Genomic DNA, 5,325 nt, shown 5'->3' with positions numbered 1-5,325 from the left:
CTCGGAAGTTGCTCTGTGGAAGGACTACTTCCTACCGAGGCCCCGCGTTTCCCTGCCTACCCCCCTCCGCCCGTCACAGATAGTGATCGAACGCGGAGTGTGACGGCCCGTTGCAGGGAAAGGCTCACTGCGTTTCGGCGCAAAGATGTCACCCTGCCGAGTCGGGTCTAATATCGCGTTATAGCGGCTTACTGTTCATCGACAAGGAAACATCATTGTTTTCCTGTGGGTCCCGTTTGTCCTGGCGGTAAAAGATTGATGTCGTTTTCTTCCGTACTCTTCTTAAATTCGTCTGCCTTGGTTAGACAAGCGGCGTGCATGAGCGAGTGGTGCGCCGATGGGGCGCGAGTGTGGTGTTGCTGACCGTCACCGGTATGGCCGGTGGCGTGATGTACTGGTCGGCCGGCGAGGCGCCTGGATCGGCGGTGCTCGGCGGTCGGATGGCCGCCGGCGCGCCGGCCACGGTGTCGGCCGCGCAGGCGGGGGATCCGGGGCCGATCAGCCCGGCGCTGGTGCGCCGTCGCGCGGGGGCCACCGGGCCGGAGGCACCGTCGTCGGTGCTCGGCGCGGCGCTGGGACCAGCGGTGCCTGCCGTGCCCAGGCTGCGCGCCGTGCCGGCCGTGCCGCGCACCCCGTCGTACGTGATCGCCGACGGCGTGGCCAGACCCGCGCCCCCCACCCCGAACACGTCCATCCCGAACACGCCGGTGACGGGCGACGCGGTCGCGACGGGGCGGGTCGGCCGCCTCGCCACGGTCGAGCCGATCGCGGCGGCGCGCGGTGTGGCCTCGACCGGACTGGCGGCGCGGTTGCGCAGCTACCTCGCGGGCCGGCCGGGTCACGTCAGCGTCGCCATGTACGACGCGGTCGCCGGCACCGCGGCCGTCTACACCGATCCAGCCGTCGCCGGCTACGAGACGGCGAGTTCGGTCAAGCTCGACATCCTCACGGCGCTCGTGCAGCGGGCGGGCGCGTCGGGGCGGCTCACGGCCCATGAGCAGGCGCTGGCCCGGCGGATGATCTCGGTCAGCGACAACGCGGCGGCGAGCGCCCTGTGGGCCGACGTCGGCGGCGCGCCTGCGATGAACGCCTTCTTCGCCCGTCTTGGCATGCACGCGACGACGGCGGGACCGGGCGGCAAGTGGGGGTTGACCCGGACCACCGGGGCGGACCAGCTCGCGGTGCTGCGGGCGATCTCCTACCCGGGCACCCTGTCGGCCGCCGGGCGGGCCACGGTGAGCGGCCTGCTGAAGACCGTGATCCCGGCGCAACGGTGGGGCCTGACCGGCGGTGTGCCGGCGGGGGTCACGGTGGAACTGAAGAACGGCTGGCTGCCCCGCACCAGCGGCTGGGTGATCACCAGCCTGGCGCACGTCCACGGAGCCGGCCGCGACTACGTCATGGCCGTCTACACGAAGAACGGGCCGAGCATGCAGTCGGGCATCACCACCGTGCAGGGGCTGTCCGCGCTGGCCTGGAAGGCGGCGAGGAGCTCGGCGGCTGCCGGGTAGCCGACTGCCGGGTAGCGCGCCGCGGCGGCGGGCCCAACGGCCGGCCGTCGTGGTTCTCCGCCGTGTGCTGCCATCAGGTGCTGTCGTCGTCCCCCGTCGCGTGCTCCGGACCGGGAGCTGTACCTCGGCCCGCGACGGGGGTGCGTGCGTACTGCGATGCGGGGGTGCCGCGACGGCCCGAGATCAGCCGCTGAAGCGGGCGACGGCTCGCATCTTGTTCATCGCGTCGAGCGCCGCGACCTTGTAGGACTCGGCCAGCGTCGGGTAGTTGAACACGCTGTCGACCAGGTAGTCGATGGTGCCGTTGCAACCCATCACCGTCTGCCCGATGTGGATCAGCTCGGTGGCGCCGGTGCCGAAGACGTGCACCCCGAGCAGGCTCCGGTCCTCGGGGCTGACCAGCAGCTTCAGCATCCCGTAGGAGTCGCCCAGGATCGCGCCGCGGGCCAGTTCCCGATACCGGGCGATGCCCACCTCGAACGGGATCGCGAGCTCGGTGAGCTCGTCCTCGGTCCGTCCGACGTAGGAGATCTCCGGGATCGTGTAGATCCCGATCGGCATGAGCTCCGCCCGCATCGCGTTCACGTTCTCACCGCAGGCGGCGTAGGCCGCCAACCGGCCCTGCTCCATCGAGGTCGCGGCGAGAGCCGGGAAGCCGATGACGTCGCCGACGGCGTAGATGTGCTCGGCCTCGGTGCGAAAATCGGAGCCGACCTTGATCCGGCCGCGGTTGTCCGCGGACAGGCCCGCCGCCGGCAGGTTGAGGATGTCGGTGAGCCCCTGCCGTCCCGCCGAGTACATCACCGTGTCAGCGGGCAGCTTCTTGCCGCTCTCCAGCAGGGTGAGCGTCCCGCCGTTGTGCCGCTCGACCGACACCACCGACTCGCGGAAACGGAACGTCACCGCCAGGTCTCGTAGCTGGTACTTCAGGGCCTCGACGATCTCGACGTCGCAGAAGTCCAGCATGCGGTCCCGCCGCTCGACGACCGTCACCTTGGTGCCGAGGGCGGCGAACATCGACGCGTACTCGATGCCGATCACCCCGGCGCCGACGACGACCATCGACCGCGGCAGCCGTTCCAGGGCCAGGATCTGGTCGCTGTCGACCACCGTCCGGCCGTCGAAGTCGACCGTGTCCGGCCGCGCGGGCCGGGTGCCGGTGGCGATGATGATCCGCTCGGCCGAGACCCGCCGGTCCTCGATGTCCCCGGCCGCTCGCACGCTGACCGAGTGCGGGTCGATGAAGCTCGCCAGCCCCGTCAGCAGCGTGACGTGGTTGCGGCTGAGCTGGTTGCGGATGACGTCGATTTCTCGACTGATCACGTGCCTGGTTCGGGCGGACAGATCACCTACGGTGATGTCGTCCTTGACCCGATAGCTCGACCCGTACAGCTCGCGCTGCGACATGCCGGTCAGATAGAGAACGGCCTCCCGAAGCGTCTTGGACGGGATCGTGCCAGTGTTGATGCTGACACCGCCGATCATCTCCCGCTTGTCCACGATCGCGACCCGCCGGCCGAGCTTGGCTGCCGCGATCGCAGCCTTCTGCCCGCCGGGTCCGGACCCGATGACGAGGACGTCATAGTCGAACACCGTCACCTCCCCGCATTCTTTCCGGCTCCCGGTGAAGCTGAGGCTATCTGGCTGGAGCGGGTGGGTCGGCACGTTGCACGGGCTTGTTACGTTTATTTCTTCTCCGCGCTTTCCTCGGAGGGTTTCAGCCATGCGATATCGCGGAGAGTAAACGCCATCTATCTGTCCGTAATAACCGAGACGTGCCGGCGGCGGATGGCCCTCTCGAGCCGAGTCGTTGCCGTCGGCCGCGCCCGCCTCGGCCCGCCGCGTGCACGGCGGCATCAGATGATCTTCGCCGGCCCGTTCGAGATTGGTGCCGCCGCCACCCGTAACGAACAGGCCGCCGTCTCGTTAGACCAGAGGCGGGGGTCGTGGAGGCTGTCTGGGGGGTCTTCCACGACCCCCGCCGCTTCGCCGCCGCGTCACCGTTGTCGGGACGGACGCCCGCCCGTTATCGGGAGGTGCGCTGGGAGCGGTGACCTGCCTGGAGCGGCGCCGGACGCCGACTCCGGAGTGGATTCTCCGGAGCCGGCCGATCCGGACGCAGGTGGATCGTCCTACGGATGGGTCATCGAGAGCACGTCGAGGGCGGCGTCGAGCTGGGCCTCGGTGAGCTTGCCGGCCTCGATGTAGCCGCGCTCGATCACCACCTCGCGGATCGTCTTCTCCTCGGCGAGGGACAGCTTCGCGACCTTCGCCGCCTCCTCGTACCCGATGTACTTGTTCAGCGGCGTCACGATGGATGGCGAGGACTCGGCGTAACGCCGGCAGCGCTCGACGTTGGCGACAATCCCGTCGACGCAGAGGTCCGCGAGCAGCCGGCTGATCGTGGACAGGATGTGGATCGACTCCAGCAGATTGCGCGCGATCACCGGCAGCATCACGTTGAGCTCGAAGTTGCCGGCCGAGCCGCCGAAGGCGACCGCCGCGTCGTTCCCGACGACCTGCGCAACGACCTGGCAGACCGCCTCCGGGATGACCGGGTTCACCTTGCCGGGCATGATCGACGAGCCGGGCTGCAGGTCGGGCAGGTGGATCTCCCCGAGGCCGGCCCGCGGCCCGGACGAGGCCCAGCGCAGGTCATTCGCGATCTTGTAGAGCGAGATGGCGACGACCCGCAGCACCCCGGACGCCTCGACCAGGCCGTCCCGCGACGCCTGCGCCTCGAAGTGGTTACGCGCCTCGGTCAGCGGCAGGCCCGTGCTGGCGGCCAGTTCCTCGATCACCGCGGCGGAGAAGCCGGGCGGCGTGTTGATGCCGGTGCCCACGGCCGTGCCGCCCAGCGGCAGCTCGCCGATCCGCGGCAGGGCCACGTTCAGGCGCTCGACGCCGAGGCGCACCGCCGCCGCGTAACCGCCGAACTCCTGACCGAGCGTCACCGGCGTGGCGTCCATCAGGTGCGTCCGCCCCGACTTCACCACGTCCGCGAACTCGGTCTCCTTGCGGCCGAGCGAGGCGGCGAGGTGCTCCAGCGCCGGGATCAGCTCCTGCACGATCCCCTGGGTCGCGGCCACGTGGATCGACGACGGGAAGACGTCGTTCGACGACTGCGACGCGTTGACGTGGTCGTTAGGGTGCACCGCCCGGCCGAGCCGCTCGGACGCCAGCGACGCCAGCACCTCGTTGGTGTTCATGTTCGATGACGTGCCGCTGCCGGTCTGGAACACGTCCAGGGGGAACTGGTCGTCCCAGTCGCCGCGCGCGACCTCGGTGGCCGCGTCCGAGATTGCCTCGGCGATGTCGGCGTCCAGCACCCCGAGCTTGGCATTGACCGTCGCCGCCGACGCCTTGATCCGCGCAAGCGCCTGGATGTGCGCGCGGGAGATCCGCTGGCCGGAGACGGGAAAGTTCTCCACCGCCCGCTGCGTCTGGGCCCGCCAACGGGCCGATGCCGGCACCCGGACGTCGCCCATACTGTCGTGCTCGATGCGGTATTCCTGCTCGCTCATGCGCCCGTTCTCCCGATGTTCCGTCGCCTTTGACCTGCATCTGACCAACACCGCACCCCGGTGCCCACCACCCGGCGAGAGGGGGGCTGGACAGCGGCCCCAAGGGGACCCTAGGACATGTCGGGCGACTCGTGCCCGCGCCGCACGGTGCCATGGGAGCTCTCACACCTTTCCCCGCAAAGCGCCTTCGGCGCTTTGCGGGGACCCCTGGTATCGGGCGCCGTGCGGGTCTCGGTCAGATCGCCTTCGGCGATCTTCCCTGGGGGCGGGTGGTCGGGGTGGTTGTCCGC

4 protein-coding genes are annotated in these 5,325 nt (G+C 69.6%); 1 reads left to right on the top strand and 3 read right to left on the bottom strand.

Features of this window, described 5'->3' with window-relative positions:
* The first annotated feature begins 314 nt into the window (after window positions 1-314).
* Window positions 315-1,511, top strand: a complete 1,197-nt coding sequence (locus tag NBZ85_RS27155) for a serine hydrolase (protein ID WP_261557844.1) — start codon at window positions 315-317, stop codon at window positions 1,509-1,511.
* A gap of 183 nt (window positions 1,512-1,694) precedes the next feature.
* Here NBZ85_RS27155 and sthA read toward each other — a convergent pair whose 3' ends face one another.
* The 3 genes from sthA to NBZ85_RS27140 all read right to left on the bottom strand — a co-directional run.
* Window positions 1,695-3,104, bottom strand: coding sequence for a Si-specific NAD(P)(+) transhydrogenase (gene sthA, locus NBZ85_RS27150; protein WP_261557849.1), 1,410 nt, complete (start codon window positions 3,102-3,104; stop codon window positions 1,695-1,697).
* 539 nt (window positions 3,105-3,643) lie between these two features.
* Entirely contained in the window at window positions 3,644-5,035 is a 1,392-nt protein-coding gene (locus tag NBZ85_RS27145) for a class II fumarate hydratase (protein ID WP_261557846.1), read from the bottom strand.
* Between the two features lie 110 nt (window positions 5,036-5,145).
* A partial coding sequence (locus tag NBZ85_RS27140) for a hypothetical protein (protein ID WP_261562862.1) occupies window positions 5,146-5,325 on the bottom strand: 180 nt, incomplete at its 5' end.

The sequence above is a fragment of the Frankia tisae genome (assembly GCF_025403405.1).
Classification (GTDB): Bacteria; Actinomycetota; Actinomycetes; order Frankiales; family Frankiaceae; genus Frankia; species Frankia tisai.
Note: the sequence above shows the minus strand (reverse complement) of the source record. Positions and strands in the feature narration are given on the sequence as shown.